Annotated in this window: 20 protein-coding genes; 17 read left to right on the top strand and 3 right to left on the bottom strand. The window is 42.0% G+C overall.

Annotated features, from left to right (window positions below; translation table 11 throughout):
• Window positions 1-190: 190 nt before the first annotated feature.
• The 3 genes from C1X04_RS14075 to C1X04_RS14065 all read right to left on the bottom strand — a co-directional run bounded on the left by C1X04_RS14075 (window position 191) and on the right by C1X04_RS14065 (window position 3356).
• Complete coding sequence (locus tag C1X04_RS14075; RefSeq protein ID WP_137170285.1) at window positions 191-2146, bottom strand: type VI secretion system Vgr family protein; 1956 nt, start codon at window positions 2144-2146, stop codon at window positions 191-193.
• Between the two features lie 195 nt (window positions 2147-2341).
• Window positions 2342-2860: an Hcp family type VI secretion system effector gene (locus C1X04_RS14070; RefSeq protein ID WP_110577336.1), complete on the bottom strand. Its 519-nt coding sequence runs from the start codon at window positions 2858-2860 to the stop codon at window positions 2342-2344.
• Window positions 2861-3068: 208 nt separating this feature from the next.
• Window positions 3069-3356 (bottom strand): type VI secretion system PAAR protein, encoded by a 288-nt coding sequence (locus C1X04_RS14065; protein ID WP_110577452.1) that lies wholly within the window; start codon window positions 3354-3356, stop codon window positions 3069-3071.
• A gap of 662 nt (window positions 3357-4018) precedes the next feature.
• Here C1X04_RS14065 and tssB point away from each other — a divergent pair.
• The 17 genes from tssB to C1X04_RS13980 all read left to right on the top strand — a co-directional run bounded on the left by tssB (window position 4019) and on the right by C1X04_RS13980 (window position 26977).
• Entirely contained in the window at window positions 4019-4519 is a 501-nt protein-coding gene (gene tssB, locus C1X04_RS14060) for a type VI secretion system contractile sheath small subunit (protein ID WP_110577451.1), read from the top strand.
• A 54-nt stretch (window positions 4520-4573) separates the two neighbouring features.
• A complete protein-coding gene (gene tssC, locus C1X04_RS14055) occupies window positions 4574-6055 on the top strand; it encodes a type VI secretion system contractile sheath large subunit (RefSeq protein WP_110577450.1) in 1482 nt (493 codons plus the stop codon).
• A 4-nt stretch (window positions 6056-6059) separates the two neighbouring features.
• Window positions 6060-6497, top strand: coding sequence for a type VI secretion system baseplate subunit TssE (gene tssE, locus C1X04_RS14050; RefSeq protein WP_110577449.1), 438 nt, complete (start codon window positions 6060-6062; stop codon window positions 6495-6497).
• Window positions 6498-6499: 2 nt separating this feature from the next.
• Entirely contained in the window at window positions 6500-8269 is a 1770-nt protein-coding gene (tssF, locus tag C1X04_RS14045) for a type VI secretion system baseplate subunit TssF (protein ID WP_137170284.1), read from the top strand.
• Entirely contained in the window at window positions 8233-9246 is a 1014-nt protein-coding gene (tssG, locus tag C1X04_RS14040) for a type VI secretion system baseplate subunit TssG (protein ID WP_110577447.1), read from the top strand. Before tssF ends, tssG begins: the two co-directional genes overlap by 37 nt.
• Window positions 9247-9248: 2 nt before the next feature.
• The gene (gene tagH, locus C1X04_RS14035) at window positions 9249-10766 is read left to right on the top strand and encodes a type VI secretion system-associated FHA domain protein TagH (protein WP_137170283.1); all 1518 of its coding nucleotides are present in this window, start codon (window positions 9249-9251) and stop codon (window positions 10764-10766) included.
• A complete protein-coding gene (gene tssJ, locus C1X04_RS14030) occupies window positions 10756-11247 on the top strand; it encodes a type VI secretion system lipoprotein TssJ (RefSeq protein WP_137170282.1) in 492 nt (163 codons plus the stop codon). The genes tagH and tssJ overlap by 11 nt, the downstream gene beginning before the upstream one ends.
• Before the next feature lie 2 nt (window positions 11248-11249).
• Window positions 11250-12584 carry a type VI secretion system baseplate subunit TssK gene (gene tssK, locus C1X04_RS14025; RefSeq protein WP_110577444.1) on the top strand — a complete coding sequence of 445 codons (1335 nt, stop codon included), beginning with the start codon at window positions 11250-11252 and terminating at the stop codon, window positions 12582-12584.
• Window positions 12585-12586: 2 nt separating this feature from the next.
• Window positions 12587-13363 carry a type IVB secretion system protein IcmH/DotU gene (icmH, locus tag C1X04_RS14020; RefSeq protein ID WP_110577443.1) on the top strand — a complete coding sequence of 259 codons (777 nt, stop codon included), beginning with the start codon at window positions 12587-12589 and terminating at the stop codon, window positions 13361-13363.
• Window positions 13364-13410: 47 nt separating this feature from the next.
• Window positions 13411-16029: a type VI secretion system ATPase TssH gene (gene tssH / locus C1X04_RS14015; RefSeq protein WP_137170281.1), complete on the top strand. Its 2619-nt coding sequence runs from the start codon at window positions 13411-13413 to the stop codon at window positions 16027-16029.
• Window positions 16030-16031: 2 nt separating this feature from the next.
• The gene (locus C1X04_RS14010; RefSeq protein ID WP_110577441.1) at window positions 16032-17582 is read left to right on the top strand and encodes a sigma-54-dependent Fis family transcriptional regulator; all 1551 of its coding nucleotides are present in this window, start codon (window positions 16032-16034) and stop codon (window positions 17580-17582) included.
• Window positions 17575-18201, top strand: coding sequence for a type VI secretion system-associated protein VasI (vasI, locus tag C1X04_RS14005; protein WP_137170280.1), 627 nt, complete (start codon window positions 17575-17577; stop codon window positions 18199-18201). Before C1X04_RS14010 ends, vasI begins: the two co-directional genes overlap by 8 nt.
• A 10-nt stretch (window positions 18202-18211) precedes the next feature.
• Window positions 18212-19621 carry a type VI secretion system protein TssA gene (gene tssA / locus C1X04_RS14000; RefSeq protein WP_137170279.1) on the top strand — a complete coding sequence of 470 codons (1410 nt, stop codon included), beginning with the start codon at window positions 18212-18214 and terminating at the stop codon, window positions 19619-19621.
• 14 nt (window positions 19622-19635) lie between these two features.
• On the top strand, window positions 19636-23184 hold the full coding sequence (tssM, locus tag C1X04_RS13995) for a type VI secretion system membrane subunit TssM (protein ID WP_137170278.1): 3549 nt from the start codon (window positions 19636-19638) through the stop codon (window positions 23182-23184).
• A gap of 48 nt (window positions 23185-23232) precedes the next feature.
• Entirely contained in the window at window positions 23233-23910 is a 678-nt protein-coding gene (locus C1X04_RS13990) for a type VI secretion system ImpA family N-terminal domain-containing protein (RefSeq protein WP_137170277.1), read from the top strand.
• 214 nt (window positions 23911-24124) lie between these two features.
• Window positions 24125-24643 carry an Hcp family type VI secretion system effector gene (locus tag C1X04_RS13985; protein WP_110577336.1) on the top strand — a complete coding sequence of 173 codons (519 nt, stop codon included), beginning with the start codon at window positions 24125-24127 and terminating at the stop codon, window positions 24641-24643.
• A gap of 195 nt (window positions 24644-24838) precedes the next feature.
• Window positions 24839-26977 carry a type VI secretion system Vgr family protein gene (locus tag C1X04_RS13980; protein WP_137170276.1) on the top strand — a complete coding sequence of 713 codons (2139 nt, stop codon included), beginning with the start codon at window positions 24839-24841 and terminating at the stop codon, window positions 26975-26977.

The raw sequence follows: 26977 nt of genomic DNA, 5'->3' as shown, positions 1-26977 counted from the left end.
ATTCATCCTTTAATGTCTGTTTCCCTTTATTATAAAACAGCGAAAATTAGAAAAGAACGAAGATCGCCCGTGAACTGTCAGGTCTATGTAAAAGTTGTTTTATGGATATTAGTAGGATAGGTGAGAGGGAGGTAGTGATGCTCGTAGGTCTATGAGAGTCATCACTGTTTTAGTTGGTTATAAAAGAAGTTTATTCTTCAGTTGTTTTCTTTATTGTGGGTGGCTCAGCTTCCAAACCACTAAATCCACTACCAGATCCAGCACTGCCGCCTGAGTTGAAGTTGATGGCGGAACCAACAACGTGTACACCAGCAGCGTCGATTTTTATAAAGTTGCCACCGACTTTGACGGTCATTTCTGATCCGGCTTCAATTACGGCTTTGCTGCCACTTTTTAGATGTATTTCATTGGCAGCATCCAGCACGGCATTCGCTCCGACTTTTTGCTGCAAGCTACCTTCTACTATTAATGTATGATCTTTATCCACTTTATGACGACGTTCTCCTTTAATAGTGAGATGGTCGTTGTTGTTTAGCTGTGTAAATCTATCGTTGTCGATTTGTCTGTGTTGATCGTGACCGATGTGAGTAATGCTGTCGTTGAGGACATCGGTTTCGTGGTCTTTTTGGGCGTGTACATAGACTTTTTCATTGTCGACTTGATCTTCAAAACTGATCTCGTTAAAGCCTTCCCCTTGGTGGGTGTCGCTGCGCCATACGGTTTTGGTTTTATTGTCCGGTAGAAGGTATGGCGGCGTATTCTTGGCGTTAAAGGTACGCCCTGTAACAATCGGTTGATCTGGGTCGCTGTTTAAAAAGCTGACGATGACTTCGCTGCCGATTCTCGGGATGGCCATCATGCCATGTTGGTTACCTGCCCAACCTTGGGAGACGCGTACCCAGCAGGAGCTGTGATCGTTGGCTTCGCTGTATCTATCCCATGGGAAGTGCAGTTTGACGCGTCCGTGTTCGTCACAGAATATTTCTTCCCCTTCAGGGCCAACAACCGTGGCCATCATGGGGCCATCGACACTCGGTTTGGGTTGTGGTGTCGCTTGCCAGTTGGTGGTGGCTGGAATAAAGGTAAAGCGATTGTTGTAGGTGGTGCTGCCCGTTTGGCCTTCTTCTTCCAAGACTTGCGGTTGGGTGCCGTGGTGTTCGACCCAGACCGGCAGCCACTCTTGGTTGATGGTGTCTTCGTTGTGCCCTTCGATGGTGATTTTCATGCCAGCTTGGATGCCAGCGTGGTTGCTTTTTCCCACGAGAGTACGAGCACTACGGCGCAGGTATTCTAGGCGTATGCGAGAGAAGGCTTTACCGGTTTCGTCGTCTTTGAAACGCCCTGGGGCATCGAAGTGTTCGTAATTGGGCAGCTGGTAATCCATGTTCTCGCCCTCTTGCTGGTGCAAGAAACGGTAATCGGGCTTTTTGAAGCTGTAGTCTTTCAGTGTGCTTTGGCTTGGTAAGCTTTGAGTGTGGTGTGTCAAAGTGGAGATGTAAAGATCGTCTGAGCCACCACCGGCTAAGACATTGTATGGAATAGGTGTGGGGTATTTAGGTAAAAACTGGCTTTGATCAGCAAAGTGCAGCAGGTGTTTGCCTTCTTCGTGAGTGAAGTAGTAGACCCAGCCTTCTTCGGCGGCCAGTCGGTGTAAAAAGTCTAGGTCGGTCTCACGGTACTGAACGCAAAACTCGCGCTCTAGGGGCGTTCTTTGGGTGGTAAAAAGGTGTTCCGTGATGCCCATCTCATCCAGCAGTTGGGTGATGATGGCTTGGGCGGTTTTCTTTTGGAAGATACGGCTGTTGTGGCGTAAAGACAAACGTTCCAGTGCAGGAACGAGGGTTAAGCCGTAGTAGGTAAAGTTGTGCCCAGTGTCGCCTTTTTCAAAATGACGCACGATGCCGTGCACACGCTGTACTAATTCGCCATTGCGAAACAGGCGTAACTCCGCGTTTTTATCGACGATGGTGTCGGCAGACAGATCCGATTGACGACTGGCAAGAGACAATTGATAACGGAAGCCATAACAAGGCGAACCGTCTTTCAGCAGAGAATCAGAGATCGATTCATGCCCTTGGTATTCTCGAACGACGAGGGTGTCTTCTTCTATTCCGTCGAGTGCCAATGTAAACGTCAATGTAGCCATACCAGTTTCCTTTGTTATGACGGGTCAATCCAATGTGTAGAATGCAAGTCGTGAAGTGCGCATCTTAAACAGTCCATTATTCACGTTCAGAACAGACCATCTACCCCGAAGATCGTGATAATTGCGTAAGAATTGTGAACCATTAATACGCAAAAAGGCCGCCTGAGTGAACAGGCGGCCCGTACCAATACAAGCTTACGCTTCGATTGGCTTACTCCAGTCGTCAGAACCAGACGTACCAGAGTTGATGTGATCCCAAGTGATCTTACGGTAAGCCATAGAGACCGTTAGGTTTTGTGTAAAGTTGCCCATTGCTGGGTCTTGGCAATGTGGCATTTCGCAATGAATGTCCACGATAACCGCGCCTTCAAGCGCCGTTACGAAGAAGTTTTCTTGCTTGCCTTCCGCAGAGGTGCGGTACCATTTCAATTCCACTTTTGGCAGTTTTTCACCAGAAGACAAGGCGTTGTAAAGCAGTGGAACCGCTTTGTTCAGAGCAACGGTGAATTTGAATGGTTTGTGAACGCGCTGACCAGATGGGTTGCCAGACTGAGGGTTGGTTGGCACCGTTACGTTGTGGTCGAACTTTTGAACCAGCATTTCGTCGTCATGGCCTTCCAAGCCCACGTCACCGATAGAATCAACAGACATAGCGCCCGCAGTAATCAGACCCTGAGATTCACCTTCGATAGAGATATAACATGGCGTTGGCATAATAAAATTCCTTATTCGTAAAATAGTAAAAAACGTGTGCTTAGATATTCAATCTAAGTAGAGCAAGATGGGGGCCAATATTAAATATCTATTAAATTCAAGTGGTTACGGTTTTGTTGGTGTGTGCTCGGGCAATAATCTGCTTAGAATCGAGCGAAAAATCGCCTAGCGAGCAAGGGGTTGCTCGCTAGGTGGGGGGGGGGGAGGGCTAGCCGCCAATGTTGACTGAGGCGCTGCCCATCACAACGCCACCACAATCAATGGCGCCACCAGTTACGGCGGCTGGTTTTCCATTGATAAAGACTGAAGAGGATCCAGCTGCAATGGCCCTCGGATGGGATGGGTTTTTGGGTTTATCGTGTGGCTCTAGTGGGTCACCGACGCGTGCAGCAGGGCTGCCATCATATTTTACATTTGGTGAGCCGGCCGTCACCGGGGTGGGTGGGAAACCGTCGTGATCCGTTCCTGTGTCGCCAACTTTCACTGCGCTTGGCATGGTGTTCTCCTTGAAATAATGAATTGAACCCTATTTTTTGTGTGGATATTTCTGTACTGAGAATCAAATTTTATATGTTTATTACAATATATTCTGGTTTATTTCTTTTCAACTTTTATCTTTGTGTGATTTTAGAAGCCTTTTAGAAGTTGTTGTTTTAAAAGGGATTGTTGTGGCTTTAGAAGAGGGTGGTGTAGATTGCTGACATAAAATTTACATTAAATTTGCTTTTCATTTTGTTGAATTGTCTTCTTGCTCTCTGTAGGCTTCGCGTTAATAAATGTAAACAAATGTATTTGTAGTTAATAGTTATATTTTAAAAGTGCCTTGAAGTTTTAGAAAAAGGATTTGAGTTAGCTTTTTGATAATGCCGTTTTTTAATGGTTTTTTGATTTTTTGCTAAGAAAATGGAAGTTGTTTTTTTGGTATTTTTTACCTCATTTTTTCATTTCTGTGTTTTTTCCTTTTTGTGATTCTTCTTCTTTGTGCTTTTAGATTTAAAGCAAAATACTCGCTTTGTGTTTCTGATTTTTAGATTTTTTTCTTGATCGAAAATAATTTTCGAAGTCGAGTATTTGTCGTTTGAGTGGTTGGTTTTGGGTTAGTTGCCAGAAGCTGATGATGCTTAAGTTTTTTTATGAAGTAGTTTGATGGAGGACGATATGTCAAAAGAAGGAAGTGTGGCGCCGAAAGAGCGGATTAATATTAAGTATATACCTGCGACTGGTGACGCCCAATCTGAGGTTGAGTTACCTCTAAAAACTTTGGTTGTTGGTGATTTTAAGGGGCATTCTGAAGATACGCCGCTTGAAGATAGAAAGAGTATTTCTATTGATAAATCTAATTTTGAATCAGTAATGCGCGAAAGCAATTTACGCCTTCAGACCACTGTTAGTAATAAGCTTGATGAGGAAGCGGGTGGCGATTTAGCTATTGATCTTTCTTTTAATGGGATTAATGATTTTTCTCCTGATTCAATTGCTTCACAGGTTCCTGAACTTAAAAAGTTAATTGAATTAAGGGAAGCTCTCGTTGCTCTTAAAGGCCCATTAGGGAATATTCCTGCTTTCAGAAATAGCCTTCAAGGTTTGTTGGCATCAGATGAAAGTCGCGATCAATTATTGGCAGAGCTAAATCTTGCTCAGGAAAAAGAGTCTAATTAATTAGCTCGATCATCAGTGTACTAAATTGAGAAAATTACTAGCAGGGATACAAATATGTCTACAAATGATATTGCGGTAGAAGGAAGTTCTATCAGTCAGGGTAGTGGTAATCTACTTGATGAAATAATGGCGCAAACTCGCATAGCCCCAAATGAAGAAGGTTATGATGTTGCTAAAAAAGGTGTTGCAGCCTTTATAGAAAACTTGCTTCAGTCTAATAAAACTGAGGAGCCAGTTAATAAGACTCTAGTTGATCAAATGCTTGTTGAGCTTGATAGAAAAATCAGTAGTCAAATGAATGAAATACTACATGATGAATCAGTGCAGCAGATGGAGTCAGCTTGGCGTGGTTTAAAGTTGCTTGTTGATCGTACTGACTTTAGAGAAAACAACAAGATTGAGTTAATCCATGTGACAAAAGCTGAGTTGCTAGAGGATTTTGAATTTGCTCCTGAAACGACTCAAAGCGGTCTTTATAAACATGTCTATTCCTCTGGTTATGGTCAGTTCGGCGGAGAGCCAACGGGCGCTATAATTGGTAACTTTGCCTTCACTCCATCTACTCCTGATATGAAATTGCTTCAATATATGGGAGCGTTAGGTGCAATGTCTCATGCGCCATTTATTTCGAGTGTTGGTCCTGAGTTTTTTGGTATCGAGTCTTTTGAAGAGCTTCCAAATCTTAAAGATCTAAATTCTATTTTTGAGGGGCCGAAGTACACTAAATGGCGTGCCCTTCGTGAATCAGAAGATGCTCGTTATATTGGCCTAACAGCACCGCGTTTCTTGTTACGTGTTCCATACGACCCAATCGAAAACCCTGTTAAGTCTTTTAATTATCAAGAAGATGTAAGTCAGTCTCACAGTAATTACCTTTGGGGTAATACTGCTTTTGCTTTTGCTTCTCGGTTAACTGACAGTTTTGCTAAATACCGTTGGTGTCCAAATATTATTGGTCCACAAAGTGGTGGCGCAGTAGAAGATCTGCCAGTCCATGTGTTCGAGTCAATGGGTGAGTTGCAGGCGAAAATTCCAACAGAAGTGTTAGTAACAGATAGAAAAGAATTTGAATTAGCAGAGGAAGGCTTTATCGCACTGACAATGCGTAAGGGCAGCGATAATGCCGCTTTCTTCTCTGCTAACTCTGTTCAAAAACCAAAAATATTCCCTAACACAAAAGAAGGCAAAGAGGCTGAAACTAACTACCGTCTAAGTACTCAGCTGCCTTACATGATGATAGTGAATCGTCTTGCTCATTATGTGAAAGTGCTACAGCGTGAACAAATTGGCGCATGGAAAGAGCGCGGTGATCTTGAGCGTGAGTTGAATGGCTGGATTAAACAATACGTTGCCGATCAGGAAAACCCACCTGCAGATGTGCGTAGCCGTCGTCCACTTCGTGGTGCAAAAATTGAAGTGTCTGATGTAGAAGGGAATCCTGGTTGGTATCAAGTATCTTTGTCTGTTCGTCCTCACTTTAAATATATGGGTGCGAACTTTGAGCTTTCACTTGTTGGCCGTCTAGATCAAGCATAAAAGTATGAGCTATCTAATAGATGAAAATAGTGTATATGGAGTTGGCTTTCTTGAAAGGCTGACAGCTAACGCCGGTCCTATTTCTTTGTCTCAGGGGCCTGACTCTATAGATGTTCTTAACTCAATAAAGTTAAACGTTGCTAACGTTTTGAATACTAGATTAGGGGAGGCGCAATCCGCCCCTAGTCTAGGATTGATAGACTTTAATGATGCTTCTTTGGGGGCTATGGATTTATCTTTAAAAGTGAAGTTGGCTGTTCAGAAGTGTTTGACTGCTTATGAGCCTAGATTGTGTAACTTGCAAATTAAAACGGTTACAGATCCAGATAACCCTTTGGGTTTATGTTTTCATATTAACGCTGACATCAATAGTGCTGCTCTTCATGAAAAAGTAGAGATAAATCTAATACTTGGTAATGATCGTAAATATAGAGTGTATTAGCCGTGAGCCAAGATAAGTATTTTAGAGAAGAGCTGTCTTTTTTACGTGAGCAGGGGAAGCAATTTACTGAGATTCACCCTCAGCTTTCCCGTTTCTTGCATGGGCGAAATACGGATCCTGATGTCGAGCGATTGTTAGAAGGCTTCGCCTTTCTAACAGGTCGTTTAAGGGAAAAAATTGAAGACGAGTTTCCTGAACTAACGCACTCAATCATTAATATGCTTTGGCCTAACTATTTACGGCCAGTACCAAGTATGAGCATTGTGAAGTTTAAGCCTGAGGATAATGTCAGTGTAAAGCATGTTATACCTTCTGGTGTTCAATTAGATAGTCGACCAGTATTTGGAACAATATGCCATTTTAGGACATGTCGTGACGTGTCTATTTATCCTTTGGATTGCATAGATGTTTCTTCTCAGCACACCAGAGAAGCCAGTGAAGTAAATTTGGCAATGCAAATTGACGGAGATTTAACCGTTGATGATATTAAGCTTGATACGCTTAGGTTTTATTTAGGTGGTGATAAATACAGCGCTGAAATGACCTATTTATGGTTAAACCATTATTTAGAAAAGATCGTGATAGAGGTTAATGGTGTTGAATTTAAATTACCAAAAGACGCTTTTTCACTGGTCGGATTTGATGCTAATGATAGTTTGCTGCCGTATCCTAAAAATGTTTACGATGGCTATCGTATTCTCCAAGAGTATTTGACATTTTCTGAAGGGTTTTATTTTTTCGACCTAAAGGGCTTGTCGAGTGTTTTACCTAAAAATGTCTCTGGTGAATTCAATATTAAAATGGTTTTTAATAAAACCTTTGAACCAGGTGTAAAAGTTAGAAAGGAGATGTTTCAGCTTTATTGTGCTCCGGTTATTAACTTATTCGAACATGATGCTGAACCTATCGATTTAACAGGACGCAAGACTGAATATAGAATAATACCGTCTAGTACATCGCCCGCGCATTTTGAAGTGTTTAGTATTGATGAAGTTGCTGGATGGCAGAACAATAGTGCTGATGGCAGTCATGCTAGAGGTGCTAAACGTGTTTATTCGTCATTTGAAAGTTTTCAGCATGAAGTGGAGAGAGCTAGGCACCGTAAGTCTCTTTATTACAGAGCTCGTATAAAAGACAGTATTAGAAACGACGGTTTTGATAGCTTTATTTCATTCATTCGGGGTGATGAATCTGTTGTTTATAATTTTGATGAAGCCGTATCTATAAAGTTAACTTGTACCAATAGACAGCTTCCTCTTGAGCTTGGTGTAGGTGATATTTGTGAGCCAACTGATACGTCTCCAACATTTGCGACGTTTGAAAATATAACCATACCATCGCCGCCATTGAGACCTGTTTTAGATGGCAGCTTACTTTGGACTCTTATTTCAAATTTATCGCTGAATTATTTGTCCCTATTATCCAAAGACGCTCTTTGTTCAGTGCTTCGAGCTTATGACTTTAAAGCATTAGTCGATCGTCAGGCTGAGAGAGTGTCTAAATTAAGACTAAGTGGCATTCTTAATATCGAATCAATGCCGACGGATAAATTAATATATGGAATGCCAATAAGAGGCCTGAAGTCGACAATAACATTAGATCAAGCTGCTTTTGGTTCTGAAGGTGAATTGTATTTATTTGGTACGGTTCTAAGTAAGTTTTTTTCTTTATACGCAAGTATCAATTCTTTTCATGAGTTGGTCGTTATTAATTCAAGTAATAAAGAGGCATATACGTGGGGAATTCAGGAAGGGATGCAACCGCTGATTTAGAGTATATCGCCTCTTCCAGTGACCAAGGTATATTTCCAAGTGATGTAGAAAAATTTAATTTCTATCAATTGGTAGAGCTGTTATATCAGCTTGTTGAGCAAGACCCAGAAGAGAGTGATTGGGAATCTAAATGTAGATTAGTGTTTAGTGCTAATCCAAGTTTAGGGTTTTCTCCAACCGATGTTTCCTCGTTAACGCTCTTGGAAGATAACCGATTGCAACTGGAAACGAATTTTTTTGGATTGACTGGCTCACAATCTCCATTACCTGGTTTTATGCTTGAGCAATTGGTGACAGAAGATGAGTTTGGTTTAAAACGTCAATTTTTAGACTTTTTTAACAACCGGCTTATCTCGCTTGTTTATCAAATATGGCGAAAATATCGTTATTACATCCGCTTTCAAGATGAAGCGAAGGATAAGTTCTCAAGCCAATTATTTGCTTTAGTCGGATTGGCTGATGAAGGGATGAGAGGTGATACCCCGATAAACTGGTGCAAAATGCTGGCTTATTCGGGAACTTTGGCAGGGCGAAGCCGTTCTCCTCAGGTTGTTGAGGGGATTATCTCTCATTGTTTTGATTTGCCTGAAGTATCAATACGCCAGTGGATTAAACGCAAAGTGCCTATTCACCAAGAACAAAAAATGCAACTAGGTATGCAAAACTGTGGTTTAGGTCGAGAAACCGTTTTAGGTGATGGTGTTAACGACATTAAGGGAAAGTTTGCGATAGAAATTAAAGGCTTAGACAAAGAGCGATTTGCTGATTTCTTGCCTAGTGGTCGGGAGTTTTTGCCTTTATGTAAGTTGGTTGAGTTTACGTTAAGAGAGCAGATGGCTTATGACCTTGAGCTTGTTTTAAAAGAAGATGAAGGCTCTGCTATGTCTCTGGGGAACGGTAGTGTGTCATTAGGATGGACATCGTTTCTAGGTGAGCCAAAAGAAATGAAAAAAGTAGTCATACAGGTAAGACAATAGTCATGGATAACATCACGCAACGAGTCGCCAATTTTATTGTTACAAATGTACGTTCGCTTGAGGCAGGGCTTTTGGCGAAAGTGTCTTTTGAAAAAAACGGTGGGGTAATTGGTTCTGCCTTAGAGGCAGATTGGTATCTTAAAGATCGAGGCCAATCAATTGATCCTTTTCATTGTGAAATTGTTTTTGTCGATGATGCTTTCTGTGTAAAAGATCTTTGTGGAAAAACGTACGTTAATTCATCCAGCATGCCTTTAGGCGTTAATAATTTAGCTCGTCTTAAAGATGAAGATGAAATAAAAGTTGGTGAATATGAAGTGCGTGTTTTTTTAGACAGAGAGGCTGAGTTAAAAGAAAGTAGTCACTCACTCGAACAGTTTTTTTCAAATAAAAGTAATAGCTTAATTGATGGTTCTGACTCAGATCTTGATGATTTTGATAATGAAGAGTTTGGAGAAGTGACTAAGCATGTCACTGAACTCGACCCTATTGTTATGCTTGATAGTAAAAAAGTCTCAGAAAAGGAAGAAAGCCTAATCGATGCTGCACCTTCTTCAGATAAAACTTATGAAGATTTTATTAACCCAGTTTCAAATCATAGTAGCACTATATCGCAGAAATTTACCGTACAGGCAGACACGGATAATGACATAAGCGCTGCTTTTGGACTTAATGATATACGACGCGATGTTTCCTTGGTTGAAAAGGAAAGTAAAGCTAAAAAATTAAAGAAGTTTTTTTCTAAATCTATTTTTCAAAGCGAAAAAGAGAGTGAGAAGAAAAGCGAAATACAAGTAATGGAGACGAATCCTATGGACGATAATGTTTTAGACCTGCTTGAGCAGGAAATGGCAAAAGACTACACCAACGAAGATACAGCAAGCTCTAGTTCTCAGCGCAAAACTCAACATGACAGCAGTCACTTTGAGAACAATCATGTTCTTGGAGGGCCTTTAATGTCAGGCCTTGAAGTGTCTATCGGAAGTAATTCTAGTGTAGAAGAAATGCAAGCATTATCCGCTGAGATTGGAAGTACTCTACGTGCATGTGTACAAGGTTTATTGGAATTACATTCCCAAGTAAAAGATAGCCGATATGGAATGATGCATAGAAGTCTGCAGCCTATAGAAGATAACCCTCTTAAGCTTGGTCTTTCTTATGAAGATACCATTCGTACTATGTTCGACGAGAATAAAAGTGCTGTGCACTTGTCGGCAACATCTTCCGTCGAAGAAAGTCTTAAGATGATAAGTATTCATAATGAAGCTGTTCAATATGCAACCAATATTGCTCTAGGGCAAATTTTACATGCATTATCTCCCGACGCCTTATTAAAACGATTTAGCCGTTACAATCGAGAAGAAAAAAACAGTAATGACGATAAATCATGGGCGTGGGGAATGTATGAAAATTATTACAAGGAATTAACCTCAAATCGCCAGAAAGGCTTTGAAAAATTATTTTGGGAAATATTTGAGCAGTCTTATGATAAGAAATTACGTGAGAAGCATGCTGAATAATCGCATGTTGAAAGTATTCACACCATTTTTGATTTTGGTGTTTTTAGCTGGCTGTAGTTCTTCACCGACTGTTGACCCATCAGAGCAGCTAACACGGATTACTTTCAGCTTGTTTGCTGGTAAAGAGGTTAATGCTGGGGAGTCTGGCGTGGCGGCGCCTGTTGAAATTCAGGTGTATGAATTGGTTGATGACTCTATGCTGATGTCTGCTGATTTCGACATGATTAATAAAGATTATGAAGAGGCGCTGAAGAATAATTTCATTAAAACTTATGATTATGTTCTTACTCCAGAACAATTTAAATTTGTTGGCGACTTTGAAATAGATCCTGAAACAAATTATATCGGTGTTGTGGCTAAGTTCGCTGAGCCAGATAAAAGTGACTGGAAAAAAGCGGTTAAAATTTTAAACCGTGGAAGAGTGTATCATTTACTGATGTATTTTAATGGTTATGAGATCAAATTGGAAAAGGTTGAATAGTTATGATTTCTAGGAACAGAGTAATTTGGAATGAAGGACTATTCATTAAGCCTCAGCACTTTCAGCAGCAGCAGAGATATAATGAATACAGTTTAAACGAACGTGTGCAGTCTGTTAGTAGTTATTTGTATGGGATATCCCAGCTGTCTATTAACCCTGAGTACCTTTCTTTTGGAAGAATAGCGATCGATAGTGCGGTTGGTGTGATGCCAGATGGCACAGTTTTTCGTATTCCTCAGGATGACATGCTTCCAGATGCTCTTGAAATAAATGATGCGACTTTAACGGGTCAGACGATATACCTGGCAATACCTCTAAAAAATGAGTCTTTGTTAGAGATTGATTGGCCTAATGAAAAAGGGACCGGAAGGTACGCGAGCCACCGTCAAGAAGTGAAGGATACTCAGTCCTTAGATGGTGATACCGCGGTCATAGATCTTGCCTCTATGCGTCTTAGGTTAATGTTTGAAAAAGATGATCGTAGTGCTTATGCCTCTATAGCCATCGCGCAAATTCGTGAGAAGCGACAAGATGGCAGCATTGTTTTGGAACCAGACTTTATACCTTGTCATCTAGATGTTAACTGTAATCCTCAGTTGCATAGGTGCATTAATGAGTTAGCGGGTTTGATGAAAGAAAGGGCGAAAGGCATCGCTGTGCGTTTAGGTGCATCGGGACAAGGCGCTATTGCGGATGTTTCTGACTTTATGTTGCTTCAGGCCTTAAATAGGTTGCAGCCTATTCTTCAACATCTTGTTAATTTAAAGAGGCTGCACCCTGAGCGCTTATATGAAGCGCTAGCATCTATTTGCGGTGAACTGTCTACATTTACGGATGAAAGTCGTTTATCTCCAGATTTTAAAGGCTATAACCATGACTTACCAAGTGATCCTTTTTGGCAGGTTATTAAGTATTTACGTCAAAGCTTAAGCGTTGTTCTAGAACCAAGAGCCGTTTCAGTGCAATTGCATCAACGTAAATATGGGTTAATGGTTGCTCCAATACACGATACTCAGCTTATTGAAAGTGCAGACTTCATTTTGGCTGTCAAAGCGAATATGCCACTAGACGAACTGAGAAACTTATTTATTCAGCAGACAAAAGTATCTTCGGTCGAAAAAATTAGAGATCTAATTTCTCATCAGTTGCCTGGTATACCTGTATTGCCTTTGCCTGTGGCACCAAGGCAGCTTCCATATTATTCAGGTTACACATATTACCAATTAGATAAAACGAGCGAAGCTTGGAGAATGTTAGAAAACTCCTCTGGATTTGCTTTCCATGTCGCGGGTGCTTTTGAAGGCTTAGATTTACAATTTTGGGCGATAAGGGACTAATTATGGCTACTAATGGTGTTATCGGTAAATATGATGATTTGCTGTTTGATGAAGCCGAGAACATAAATGAGGATAAGGATTATTGGTTCCAAATAAAAGGTCACAATAATAATCCTTTAATTGATTCAGCAACCACGTTTTTTGGGTTGTCATTACGAGTTAAGTCCTTAAGCGAATGCGAAAATATTGAAGAGATATATAAACAGACGATCGAAGAAATAAACATCATAGAGATGGAATTGTCTGATAAGAACTATGAACATTCAGTGCTAATGGCATATCGCTATATATTATGCGCTTTTTTAGACGAAGCGGTCATGGGAACGAGATGGGGAGGCGCATCTGTGTGGGCCGAATACTCAATGTTATCTCGATTCCATAATGAAACTTGGGGGGGGGAAAAGGTTTTTTCGATTCTTTCTAGATTGGAAAAAGACCCTAGTCGCTATAGAGATTTGCTTGAGTTTATATATTACTGTCTTGTTTTAGGCTTTGAAGGAAAATTTAAAGTTTTAAATAATGGTAAGGAAGAACGAGAGAAAGTAATTAGTAATCTTCACTCTGTTTTAAATAGAGATGACGACGAAGAGCCTTTAAGACTGACATCAAAGAATGATCATGTTGTAAATACTCGATATAAGTTAAGTCGACAACTTCCGGTTTGGTCTGTTTTTGCCTTTTTTGCGGCATTTTGGGGATTAACCTTTTGTGGTTACCTGTTTTTATTGAGCTCTAAATCGTCAAGTGTACTTGAGCAGCTAAACCAAATACTGCAATAACAGTTTCGCCTTATATTTATTATCTTCACAAGGAATAAGGGAATAACGTGATTAGAATTGAACTTTCCACACTGATTTCTAAATTAAACTCCCAGAGCAAACTTGCTTTGGAACAAGCTGCAGCATTATGCATCGAACGACAGCACCACGAAGTCAGTATAGAGCATTTTTTAAGCGTTTTACTTGAAAACCCTATGTCTGATGTGTGCGTTATTCTTGAGCACGTCAAGTTGAGCAAGGATGATGTTCAATCTGCTATCTCAAAGAGCTATCCAAGGTCAACAACGCTTGATACCTATCCTGCATTTTCTCCGTTGTTAGTTGAGCTTTTGCAGGAAGCTTGGCTGTTATCTTCAACAGAGCTAAACCAAACAGAATTACGATCTGGTGCTATTTTACTTGCCTCCCTTATTCATCCAGATCGTTATTATTCTTTTGAAATGATTTCGCTCTTTGAAAAGATCAATAAAGAAGCCATCCGTAAGAATTTTGATTTTGTGTTAGAGACATCCTCTGAATCGGATCATCCGGTGCATGATTCACAAGATAAATCTTCTCAACAAGCAGCGACAGGTAACTCTGCGCTGGGGAAATTTTGTACTAATGTGACCCAGCAAGCTAGAAACGATGAGCTTGATCCAGTGCTTTGTCGTGAAGATGAGTTGAACCTTATGGTCGATATTCTTTGTCGACGCAGAAAGAACAACCCTATTGTTGTGGGTGAGGCTGGTGTTGGTAAAAGCGCCGTTGTTGAAGGGCTTGCACTAAGAATTGTCGCAGGGAATGTGCCGGATAAGCTTTCGAATGTAGAGATTCACTCTCTAGATTTAGGTCTTATGCAAGCTGGTGCATCGATTAAAGGGGAGTTTGAGAAGCGTCTTAAGGGGATTATTGACGAGATTAAATCTTCACCTGTTCCTATCATTTTGTTCATCGATGAAGCGCACACGCTAATTGGCTCCGGAAACCAAGAAGGTGGCAGTGATGCTGCTAATCTATTAAAACCTGCGTTGGCCCGTGGTGAGCTGTCTACAATTGCGGCAACAACTTGGAAAGAGTACAAAAAATACTTTGAGAAAGATCCAGCATTAACTAGACGCTTCCAGCTGGTTAAAGTGGAGGAGCCATCTGTTAGTCAATCTGTTGATATTATGCGTGGTTTGCACCACGTATACGAAAAGGCGCATGGCGTACTCATTCATGACGATGCTCTGAAAGCGTCTTCTGAATTGTCAGCTCGTTATTTGTCAGGTCGTCAGCTTCCTGATAAAGCCATTGATGTTCTTGATACAGCTTGTGCTCGTATTGCCATTAATATATCGACTCCACCAAAAATTTTGGGTCAGTTAGAGAATCAATGTCACACACGTCAGCGTGAAATTGACATGCTGAAGCGACAAGCTTCCATTGGGCAGCCTGTAGATAACGACTATCTAGAGAGTCTGATCGATTTAGAAGAGCAAGCTGAAACGGAAAAAGAAACACTGCTTAGTCGTTGGACAAAGCAAAAAGCGATAATCGAAAAAATTATCGATCTTCGTCAGTCTATTCTACGCAGTCCGATCACCGAAGATGAAGCATTAAGCGATGACGAGCTTGATGTGCTTCGTGAACAACTTGCTGAAAGCTATCAAGAGCTTGAATCTATTCCGCGTGATGAGCGTTTGATGTACCCCGAAGTTAACGAACAGCAAATTGCTGAAGTAATTTCCGATTGGACGGGGGTGCCGATTGACCAAATGAATGCCGATGAACTGCATAAAATCACCAATTTGCCAGACATTTTAAGCGCCAAGATCAAAGGCCAAGATGTTGCCATTGAATGTGTTCATAGGCACTTATTGACCTCTAGAGCAGACCTTAGAAGACCAGGTCGTCCAAAAGGGGCTTTCTTATTAGTAGGCCCAAGCGGTGTAGGTAAAACTGAAACCGTGATTCAGCTAGCTGAAGAACTGTATGGTGGTAAGCAGTTTTTAACCACCATTAATATGTCTGAATACCAAGAGAAACATACGGTTTCTCGACTAATTGGTTCGCCGCCAGGCTATGTGGGCTTTGGTGAAGGTGGCGTGTTGACAGAAGCTATTCGTAAAAAGCCATACTCTGTTGTGCTATTGGATGAAGTAGAAAAAGCGCATCCAGAAGTGTTGAACTTATTTTATCAAGCCTTTGATAAAGGTGAGCTCGCCGATGGCGAAGGTCGCTTAATTGACTGTCAAAATATTCTTTTCTTCCTGACATCCAACCTTGGTTATCAAACCATCGTAGATAATGTGGATACACCAAAAGAAATTGAATCCAAGCTTTACCCTGAGTTGGTGCCATTCTTTAAGCCCGCTTTGTTGGCTCGAATGGAAATTGTGCCGTATCTGCCGCTCAATAAAGAAGTGCTAGAAAAAATAGTGCTTGGAAAACTGTCTTTCTTGGAAAGTGTGTTGCACACGCGTTACGCAGCAGAAGTCGAGATCGATCCTACCTTGGTACAAGAGATTTTGAATCGTGCAACGCGTTCAGAAAATGGCGCTCGAATGTTAGAAGCGATTATAGAAGGTCAGGTATTACCACCAATTTCACTGGCTCTTTTAAATCGATTGGCAGAGCAGCAACCAGTATCTCGAATCTACATGACAGTAGAGGATGGGGAATTCGTTGGTGAGATCGAATAGCAATGAATAATTGGCTTAAGTCAGCAGCTGAGTTAGTGGTGATTCGTCACTCCACTCAACTGCTGTCGAAATTCACTCAAGTGCTTGATGCCGAACTGGGATGCAGAGGGGTTTATATTTTAACGCCTTCTGCCGATGGTCGCTTCGTTGAATGCGCCATCAATGATAATCGCCAGTTGAATTGGTCTGTGTCCGACTTTGATAACCCGTTCGCTCATGTCATTCATTCTGGTAAGTCGATGCTATTAAAGAACAGCGAATTGCTCTACTGGCTTTCGAATGAGGGATTTAGTGATTTGATCGGCTGCACGGATGACAGTGTGAATGTTGTTATTTTGCCTATGCTGTCAAAAGATGGGCAGCTTCAGGCTATTTTGGTGCTTAAAACGGACAGTTATTCGAATCACGGCATGGACAGCGATGAAAATTTTTTAGATTTGCTGTCGGTATGTGCCAATCATTTGCAACTTTTGAATGATATGGAAGCAAAGAAAAGGAAATCTCAGTTGCTGTCAGAGTCATTGATTGAAGTGGAACAAGGCAAGATAAAAAGTCACCTATTGGATGGTCTTGCCAGCGTGTTAATAGGCCAAAGTGAGGTGATGAAGTCGTTACGTGAGCAGGTAGCCATTGCCGCTTCTTCTCGTCTTTCGGTGATGATTCAAGGAGAGACTGGAACAGGTAAGGAGCTTGTTTCACGCGCAGTTCATGATTTGTCTTCGCGTAGTAAAGCGAACTTTGTTGCCATCAACTGTGCTGCTATCCCTGAGCATTTGCTGGAGAGTGAACTGTTTGGCTACGTCAAAGGGGCATTTTCTGGCGCGGATAAAAGTAAAAAAGGGCTATTGGCTGATGCTGACGGTGGCACTTTGTTTCTTGATGAAATTGGTGACATGCCATTAGCGCTACAGGCTAAATTGTTAAGAGTATTAGAATCTCACAAATATCGCCCAGTAGGTTCTGAAAAAGAGCTAGATTCTAATTTCAGATTGGTGGTAGCAACGCATCTAAATTTAAAAGAGCAGGTATTGAACAATAAATTCCGCAAGGATTTGTATTACCGCTTATATCAATATCCGATCGCTTTACCACGATTAAAAGACCGCACATCAGACATAGAGAAACTCAGCACACATTTTGTTGAGCAATATAATGCAAAACATAAATGCAGTGTACGAGGTCTTCATTACAAAGTGTTAGATCGTTTACTGGATTACGATTTCCCTGGAAATGTTCGTGAATTGAAACACCTCATTGAATATGGCTGTGCGCAGACCCAAGATGGCGAGCAGATAGAGCTCGCTCATATCCAAATAAAATTGGATAACGAAATTGACAGTCTTGCTGAGTTTGAACCTAAAAATCGAGCGGTAGTTGAGTTGTCTAAAATTCGAGATCTCAAAGTTGCGGTAAGGGAGTATGAATCCAACATTATTGCCTCTAGGTTGCGTGAGTTTGATGGCGATAGAGGAAGGACAGCTGAGAGTTTGGGGATTCCCAAAAGAACGTTGGCTGATAAGTGTTTGAAATTGGAGATATCCATTAATGATTAGATATTTGCTTTTACTTGTTATTTGTTTGCAAGTATCGACCCAAGTTTTTGCGAACAATAATGACAGCGAGTTATTGAAGAAGGCAGCACGTTGTACTGAAGAGGCAATGAATTTTGCTAGGCTAACTTGCTTTGATGAGGTCTTTTCAACGCCTGCCCATATCCCCGTTATCAATGATAAACCGGATGCTTGGCTGCGCGCGAAAGCGAGCGAGATGGCTCGTGTTGGTAACAATGATCCAATGTTAACACTGGATGGTGATGACAAGTGGATCACGGTGCCAGCCGTAAATAAAGACAGCGGCGAGTTGTTTCCTGCATTGATATTCAGTTGCATTAACAACATCAGTCGACTTGAAATGGCGCTACCAAATGAACTAGAAGACGGCCGTGTCGATGTAACGTTTGGTGATTCCTCTGCTCAATTGTGGCGTAGTGATGATACCGGTTTTCTGATCTCATCAGGGCGAGGCTTTATTGCTATTAATCAAATAAAAACAATTTTATCGTCTTCTAGCCTAGTGGTTCGTTCCAATAGCCCATCTATAGACGGGCTTCAATTTAATACAAATAAGCTAAATGACACCATAAAACCACTACGTAAACAGTGTGGCTGGTAAGGATTTGAGCATGGATATTAATCTTATTCGAGCCGCGCTTCGTGAGCCTATATCTGAAGATCATCCAGTTGGCGAAAATGCAGTTCATGATCCGCTTTATGAATTTGTGGATGATCAAATGATGAAGGTTGGCTCTTTATCCCATGGCTCTGTTCAGTGGGGAAAGGCTGAAGAATCATTAATTGAATTACTTAGTAAGAAAACAAAGGATCTAAAACTACTGACGTATTTTTTTCAGTGTTTACATAATAAAAATACACCAGACAGCTTAGCCTTATCCATTTTTGTCTTAGCGGATTTTATGTCCGAATACTGGGAGATATGTTTTCCTTTTGCTGGCAAGAAAGGGAATTTACCGAGACGTAAGTTTCTCGGTCAAATCGTTCAGCGTTTTGGTCTTGCTCTAGATAAGCTGGATTTCATGAGCTTCAATTCAGCAGAAAGAGACAACCTAGGCGCAGCAAATGCCTTTTGGCATGAGGTTGTTAAGGGCAAAGAGCTTGATTCAGAAAATGTTACAACAGTCATTGAAGTTATTAATAGAAAACTACAAAACTCTGAAAAGAAACGCCTAGAGACGGAAAAGAAAGCGCCATCACAAACAGAGTCTAAACAAGCTGAAGTGATGCCGTCTAAACCAGCGATTGAGGTGGATTACAGTTCTTCAAAAAGTACAAAACAAACTCTATTAAAAGTCGCCGATTTTCTTTTTGAAAGTGAAAGTAGTGTCGAATTGGCGATGCGTATCCGACGATATGCAGTTTGGTCATCTATTACGACATTGCCAGATAATGTGAATAAGCAAACGTTGATCAGTGCTTTACCGCAAGAGCGAGTGAAAGAATATTGGGGCTCATTAGATAAGCCAGATCTCGCTTTGTGGAAGAGAGTGGAAGCGACTCTTACTGTTGCGCCTTATTGGTTTGATGGGCAGTTTTTAAGCTATCAAATTGCTGAAAGGTTAGGCTACACAGAGAGCGCTCAAGCAATTTTAGTGGAAACTCAGCGCTTTCTTCAGCGTTTTCCTTCACTGCAAGATTTCACTTTTAAAGAGGGAGAAGCATTCATTTCTTCTGCTTGTCTAGCTTGGTTAGAGCAAGTTGATGAGGTCGATGTGAAAGAGTCAAATCTAGCAGGCGATAGCTGGGCAGAGAGAAAAAAAATAGCCGTTGATTTGGTTGCTAAAGAGGGTATTGGTGCCGCTTTATCCATGATCAATGAAGGGATTAGTAACGCTGTGGAGCCAAGGGATAACTATTATTGGCGCCTCATATCTACGGAATTATTGGAAGAAAATAAATTAAATGATTTAGCCCAGCAGCAGTTTCAACAATTACACACACAAGTCCAGTCAATGTCGGTTTCAGAATGGGAACCATCTTTACTTAAGAGAGTAAAGAAGCACATTACAGTCAAATAAACCAAGGATAGTTCATGTTCAAACCTTTAGTTGGCCTATTAAAAAAACTCGTACCCAGCCTTGTTGCTGCACTGCCGTTTTTAACCTTACTAATAGTCGTCCTAATCAATCTTGCTATTTGGTTGACAGGGCCTTGGCTAATAATAAATGAAGAAGCACCGTTGGCTTCGATTAGTGCTCGTTTATTAACGATGACAATATTTACTCTTGCCTGTCTTGCGGCATGGGGGTTATTTCAATGGCGCAAGCTCAATGCATATCAAGCTGAATTGCAGCGCGAAGAAGCACTGAGAGAAGATCCTATTAAAGCGGCTGAAGAAAACCAAGAGGCAGAGTTAAACAAGGTAATGGCTAACATGGAGGAAAGCCTCAATAAGCGTAATTACCTTTACGCTTTGCCTTGGTATCTTGTCATGGGTCTTGAGAATGCGGGTAAAACCAGTCTTATCAACCGATCTGGTCAGGATTTCACTTTCTCGTCCATTTTAAAATCTTCTGGTGAGGGAAGTAAGAACGCTTACTCTTTTGATTGGTGGGTTGGCGATACCTCTGTCTTGATTGATCCAGATGGTGAACTCTTAACGCAGGGGAAAAATGTTTCCGATCCCTCTAGTAACGGCGTAATGGAAAAACGCCTTTGGGAGCATTTCATAAATTGGCTTGAACGAACTCGTAGCCGTCGTCCACTTAATGGCATTGTGTTAGCCCTAGATGTGTCGAAATTAGCGACCTCTACTATTTATGAGAGAAAGGCGTTTGCTACTATTTTAAGGTCGCGAATCCGTGAGCTTATGGAAACCTTATCTACTCGCTTGCCTGTGTATGTCACCTTAACCAAGTTAGATTTACTGTATGGCTTTGAGCCATTTTTCAAAAATTATACGAAAGAACAAAGAGAAGAAGTGCTCGGTTTCACTTTCTCTCTTTCTTCCGTTGATGATCATGATAACTGGCTGTCTGAATTTGATTCGGAATATGAAGAGTTCATCAATCGCGTCAATGCGATTTTACCTCATGTCGTATCAAAGAATATTAGTGATGAAGATCGTAATGCCGTTTATAGCTTTACGAGACAAATAAGCGGACTAAAAGACATATTGTCTGTATTTTTTCAAGACGCATTAAGCAGTGATCAGTTTTCCACTTCAGCACTGGTTCGAGGAGTGTACTTCACTTCTGTTTATCAACAAGGTGTTCCAACCAATGCGTTTGATGATGCATCCTCAAGACGTTATGGCCTGACACATGCGATAAACAGCGCTCAAAATGCCAAAAACTCAACTATGTATTTCACCAAAAATCTGTTTAATAACATTATTTATCCAGAAGCTGGGCTTGCGTCAGACAATTTCCGCGTCAGTAAGCAGAAAAAGCGCATTATGATGTTAAGCACGGTCTCCTGCTCCATTATTTCTTTGATTCTTATTGGCTCATGGCATCGCTATTATTTGAAGAATATTGAACAAGCTGATGCTGTGTTGAACAAAGTAAATCTCTATATGGAAGAGTACCCATCAGATTTGGATTTGGTTTCTCAAAATGACATTTTGCCACCTTTGAATACCATCCGTGATGCGACATTAGAGTTTGGTTTTTTCAGAGATAAGCCACGGTATATTTCAGATTTAGGTTTGTATCAAGGTCATGCCATTGGGCCTCAAGTAGAGATGACCTACTTGAACCTTCTTGAATACCGCTTTTTACCATCTCTAATGGTGGAGTTAGTAGCCGACCTTAAAAATGCTGAAACGGACGAAAATAAGCTCTCTATCTTGAGAGTCTATCGAATGCTAGTCGATAAAAATGGCCGTTATGATGATTTTGTACTGAATTATTTTTCACGAAAATGGCAGGTTAAATTTTCAGGGAATAAATCCATTCAAGATAAACTTTTACAGCATTTAGAATATGCGCTACAGCATACGGACCTTCATGCTGCTCGCCTGGCCGGTGATGAAAATGCCGATAAAGTGTTGCGTCCTTATGACAAATTAATTGCGCAAACGCAGGAAGGTTTAGGTTCTTTGGCTATCGATCAGCGCGTATATAGGAACCTAAAACAATCTGCGCAAACGGCGTTAGGCGCAGATATTAACGTCCGAACCTTGATTGGACCTGCTTTTAACTTGGTTTTCTCTGAAAGAGAAATGGGTAGTGAGAAGCTGAATGTACCTAAAATACTGTCTAAAGAAGGGTTTAAAAACTACTTCTTGCCACAGTCTGAATCTGTATCTGACCTAGCACTGATTGATAGTTGGGTATTAGGGCAAAATGAGACCGCTCAATTCAGCAATGCCGATAAACAGGCATTGAAGGAAAAAATTAGAGATTCCTATGTAACTGATTACACAAATACATGGCGCAGTGTCTTAAACGAAATTGACATTAAGAATTTCTCCAACATCAGTGAAGCGGTCGATGTGCTGGATAATTTAACGGGTAGTGGAAAACCGTTACAGCGATTACTCACAACCTTAAGAGATAATACTAAGCTGTTTCCTGAAATACCGGAAAGTGGCGAGGTTCGTGAAGAGATGCTGAAAAGTACCAGCTATAACATTGCATCTAGGCTGAATGCGCCGTTTGCAGGGCTTAATAGCATTGTAGAATCCAACGATGATCAGCCTGCCTATATTGATGAACTATTGTTATCAATTGAGCAGTTAAGAAATTATCTCACAGCGATCCAAGATGCACCTGATATGGGGCGTGCGGCTCTAGAAACAACAAAATCTCGAGTCTCACTGAACAGTGTGGATCCTATTTACACCCTTTCTAGGGTGGCGACTGGCCTTCCAAAGCCATTGGATTCTATGATGACCAAGCTTGCTGATGAAAGCTGGTACGTCATTAAGCAAGAAGCAATACACTATTTGGAAGTGAGATGGCATGACGATATCTATAAAGTCTATGAACAAAAATTTGCTGGACGTTACCCATTTGATCCAAGAGCGAGTCGTGATGTTTCACTGCAAGACTTCGAGGCCTTCTTTGCACCGGATGGCACACTGGATCGATTCTATAACGATCAGTTAAAAATGTTTATCGATGAAAGTTCAAACATCGGTGGCGGTCATCAAGGAAAATCACTTATCCGAGACGATGTATTAAATCAGCTTGAAAAAGCGAAGCTAATTCAGGATGCCTTCTTTAATCGGAAAGGCATATTGGATGTTAGCTTTGGGGTAGAGCCAATTCGTCTAACAGCTAATAAACGCAGAGGTGTGCTCAATATTGACGGTCAATATTTATCTTACAGCCATGGCCCACGAAATAATGTAGAAGTTATTTGGCCAAATACACTGAGAGATAATACGACTTCCAAATTGACCTTAGTACCAACAGAGGCGAATGAGTCGCCTCGTAGTATCTCAACTGAAGGTCCATGGGCACTTTATCGTCTGCTGGACACAGCCAAAGTGGTTGGTGCTAGTGACACCAGTGTGACTTATCAATTTACGGTTGATGATGGTGATATGGAGGTCAAAATCAATGCAACCACCTCTAATCCGTTTACGCAGCGCTTATTTAAGAATTTCGAGCTGTCTGAAACCTTGTATTAATTAGTAGGGGGAGGCTTTGCCTCCTCCTGCACCTACCATTATGACCACATGAAAAATGTAATTTATATTGAGAACAAACGTTTTTGTATAGAGTCAGACTCTAGTCAGATTCGGGATGAAGAGCGTTACTGTGCTATTAAAGACAGTATTAATCGAAGAGCCGCTCTGCCTAAAAGCAGCTTTGATTGGGGGGGGATTTATACTGATGCAGAGTCACTTGCAGAAACGGCAGGTATTGATTTAATCATTGCCAGTTACTTCACCGTAGCAGCGTTTAAAACTCAGGGCTTTCGAGGGTTTGCTAATGGCTTAGCTTTAGTTAATGCCGCGTTATTAAACCAAAGTACCAATGACTTAAAACAGCATAAGTTAAATAAAGGCTTAGTGGACTGGATTAAAAAAGAAATCATAAGTGATATTGACAAGTTGGAACCTAACTATGATGCGTTACGAGATTTATACCGTTGTGAACGTGAATGCCAAATATTGGACGATGTTTTAGGCGATCAACAAGAAATGTACGAAGGTGCTTTTGAAGAAGTTGCGCTGCAACTGCTGCAGCATATAGAGCGTCTTGAAATGCGATACCATCGTAGTGAAAAAGTGCAGGAGCGAGTAGTAGAAGAGCTATCGAAGTTTTCATGGAATGATACCGTATTGGTTGTAGCAGCGAGTCTGATCAGTGCCGCGTTCACCTTTGTTGTCATGACATATTTGCCGAAGTGAGATAGACGGCTTTGATTAAGTTTTTTCAATAAGCAAACTCTTGCTCGCTGAGCGGTTTTTTGCCTAACTCTAAGCGAAGTCTTGCTCGCTGGTGGCTTCGATTTTATTTAAGTCTATGAAAGTATTGGGTATTTTGGTTTGGCATCTATATTGCTCTTCTGGATAGAGTGTTCAAGAACACGTTTTTACTATTTTACGAATAAGGAATTTTATTATGCCAACGCCATGTTATATCTCTATCGAAGGTGAATCTCAGGGTCTGATCACTGCGGGCGCTATGTCTGTTGATTCTATCGGTGACGTGGGCTTGGAAGGCCATGACGACGAAATGCTGGTTCAAAAGTTCGACCACAACGTAACGGTGCCAACCAACCCTCAGTCTGGCAACCCATCTGGTCAGCGCGTTCACAAACCATTCAAATTCACCGTTGCTCTGAACAAAGCGGTTCCACTGCTTTACAACGCCTTGTCTTCTGGTGAAAAACTGCCAAAAGTGGAATTGAAATGGTACCGCACCTCTGCGGAAGGCAAGCAAGAAAACTTCTTCGTAACGGCGCTTGAAGGCGCGGTTATCGTGGACATTCATTGCGAAATGCCACACTGCCAAGACCCAGCAATGGGCAACTTTACACAAAACCTAACGGTCTCTATGGCTTACCGTAAGATCACTTGGGATCACATCAACTCTGGTACGTCTGGTTCTGACGACTGGAGTAAGCCAATCGAAGCGTAAGCTTGTATTGGTACGGGCCGCCTGTTCACTCAGGCGGCCTTTTTGCGTATTAATGGTTCACAATTCTTACGCAATTATCACGATCTTCGGGGTAGATGGTCTGTTCTGAACGTGAATAATGGACTGTTTAAGATGCGCACTTCACGACTTGCATTCTACACATTGGATTGACCCGTCATAACAAAGGAAACTGGTATGGCTACATTGACGTTTACATTGGCACTCGACGGAATAGAAGAAGACACCCTCGTCGTTCGAGAATACCAAGGGCATGAATCGATCTCTGATTCTCTGCTGAAAGACGGTTCGCCTTGTTATGGCTTCCGTTATCAATTGTCTCTTGCCAGTCGTCAATCGGATCTGTCTGCCGACACCATCGTCGATAAAAACGCGGAGTTACGCCTGTTTCGCAATGGCGAATTAGTACAACGTGTGCACGGCATCGTGCGTCATTTTGAAAAAGGCGACACTGGTCACAACTTTACCTACTACGGCTTAACCCTCGTTCCTGCACTGGAACGTTTGTCTTTACGCCACAACAGCCGTATTTTCCAAAAGAAAACCGCCCAAGCCATCATCACCCAACTGCTGGATGAGATGGGCATCACGGAACACCTTTTTACCACCCAAAGAACGCCCCTAGAGCGCGAGTTTTGCGTTCAGTACCGTGAGACCGACCTAGACTTTTTACACCGACTGGCCGCCGAAGAAGGCTGGGTCTATTACTTCACCCACGAAGAAGGCAAACACCTGCTGCACTTTGCTGATCAAAGCCAGTTTTTACCTAAGTACCCAGAAAAAATCCCGTACAATGTATTATCCGGTGGAGGCTCAGACGATCTTTACATCTCCACTTTGACGCACCACACACAAAGCTTACCAAGCCAAAGCACACTGAAAGACTACAGCTTCAAAAAGCCCGATTACCGCTTCTTGCACCAGCAAGAGGGCGAGAACATGGATTATCAGCTGCCCAATTACGAACACTTCGATGCCCCAGGGCGTTTCAAAGACGATGTGACCGGCAAAGCCTTTTCTCGTATCCGCTTGGAATACCTGCGCCGTAGTGCTCGCACTCTCGTGGGTAAAAGTAACCACGCTGGCATCCAAGCTGGCATGAAAATCACCATCGAAGGGCACAACGAAGACACCATCAACCAAGAGTGGCTGCCGGTCTGGGTCGAACACCACGGCACCCAACCGCAAGTCTTGGAAGAAGAAGGCCAAACGGGCAGCACCACCTACAACAATCGCTTTACCTTTATTCCAGCCACCACCAACTGGCAAGCGACACCACAACCCAAACCGAGTGTCGATGGCCCCATGATGGCCACGGTTGTTGGCCCTGAAGGGGAAGAAATATTCTGTGACGAACACGGACGCGTCAAACTGCACTTCCCATGGGACAGATACAGCGAAGCCAACGATCACAGCTCCTGCTGGGTACGCGTCTCCCAAGGTTGGGCCGGTAACCAACATGGCATGATGGCCATCCCGAGAATCGGCAGCGAAGTCATCGTCAGCTTTTTAAACAGCGACCCAGATCAACCGATTGTTACCGGGCGTACCTTTAACGCCAAGAATACGCCGCCATACCTTCTACCGGACAACAAAACCAAAACCGTATGGCGCAGCGACACCCACCAAGGGGAAGGTTTTAACGAGATCAGTTTTGAAGACCAAGTCGACAACGAAAAAGTCTACGTCCACGCGCAAAAAGATCACGAAACCGATGTCCTCAATGACAGCATCACTCACATCGGTCACGACCAACATAGACAAATCGACAACGACCGCTTCACGCAAATCGGCGGCGAAAATGGCACAGGCAACGACCACCTGAGCATCAAGGGCGAAAGTCGCCACAAGATAGATAAAGATCACACACTTATGGTGGACGGAAGCTTACAACAGAAAGTGGGTTCGAAAGCGGTGCTCGATGCTGGGAACGAGATTCACCTAAGTAGCGGTGTGAAATTGGTGGTTAACGCAGGGGCAGAGCTCACCTTAATGGCAGGGGGAAGCTTCTTAAAAATTGATGGCTCAGGGGTTCATTTAGTCGGTTCTGCCATCAATCTCAACTCAGGCGGTGGTGCGGGTTCTGGCAGTGGATTTAGTGGGGCAGCACCCGAGCTACCACTTAGTGCTGTTTCACCGGAGTACGATGCCAACCTTGAGGCGCCGGAAGGCAATGAAGCGCCAATAGTGGCAACTGCAGCATTAAAACATCAATTGATATCGGATCAGTTGCAAAATGAACCAGTCACCGAAGTGTGTCAAAAGAGAGCCGACGGAACCTGTCCTTTAGGTGATTGTCCTTGTGGGAATAATTAA

This window comes from Marinomonas sp. FW-1 (genome assembly GCF_005222245.1).
GTDB lineage: Bacteria > Pseudomonadota > Gammaproteobacteria > Pseudomonadales > Marinomonadaceae > Marinomonas > Marinomonas alcarazii.
The sequence above is the reverse complement of the archived record's forward strand: the minus strand, read 5'-3'. Positions and strand labels throughout refer to the sequence as shown.